Raw genomic sequence first — 984 nt, 5'->3', positions numbered from 1 at the left:
ATGCAGTGAATGCGAGCAAACGGCACTGCCACTGATTCGTAAGGATGAGGAAAGCGTTGATGACGACGAATCACCTTATTGTGAATCCCGAATGCTTAATGTCTGCCGTAGCGGTAATCTGAGAAAGCTGAACTGTTATCTGGACAAAGACAAGACGTTGGCCAATCAACCTTACCGCTCGGCGCTCACCGGTCATCCTGAATACCTGTTAGCTGTCGCCTTAAAGCATCAACATACGGATTTAGCCCGGACTTTGATCGACCACGGTGCCGATGTCAATGCCGCCGATCATCAGGGTGAGACGCCCCTGCACATTGCTGCCAGAAAAGGTGATTGGGAGTTTTTCAATTACCTGAACAATCCGACAGAGATAGGAGTGGACTTTAATGCCCGAGATAACGACGGTATCACACCTTTAATGATAGCGGCCCTTTGGGGCAAATTAGATCACCTGACTTATTTGCTTGAAAGAGCGGATTTCAATATCGCTGATAACAGCGGCAATACGGCATTGCATTTAGCCGCTTGTTGGGGGCAAACCGATTGCCTGAGAAAGCTGCTTGATAAGAAAGTGGATGTCAATGTCAAAACACATATAGATGGTGCTACGCCCCTGCATATGGCCGCTCAGAACGGCCACATAGAGTCCGTCAAGGAGCTGCTGAAAAATTATCAAACCCCAGTCAATGAACAGATGAACGATGGCTGTACGGCTCTCCACTTGGCTGCTCGTAATGGTCACACAGAGATCGTCAGGGCATTTAAGGAAATTGCCCCCATGCGCATCCAGGTTGATGTCAAGAATAACAATGGTGATACGGCTCTCCACGAAGCTGCTCGTCAAGGCCACACAGAGACCGTCAATGCATTGCTGGAAATTGTGGCCAAAGAGAAGACTAACGATGGCCAAACGGCTCTCCACAAAGCTGCTGAAAAAGGCCACACAGAGGCCATCCAGAAATTGCTGACCATTGACCCCTCCCT

The 984-nt window shown here is 49.1% G+C and carries 1 protein-coding gene; it reads left to right on the top strand.

From position 1 onward, the window contains the following. Positions 1–984 (top strand): ankyrin repeat domain-containing protein (locus CX664_RS17700; RefSeq protein ID WP_180966539.1); only part of this gene is annotated, 984 nt, incomplete at both ends.

It is taken from the genome of Endozoicomonas acroporae (genome assembly GCF_002864045.1).
GTDB lineage: Bacteria > Pseudomonadota > Gammaproteobacteria > Pseudomonadales > Endozoicomonadaceae > Endozoicomonas > Endozoicomonas acroporae.
This window is presented reverse-complemented; position numbering and strand designations above follow the sequence as displayed.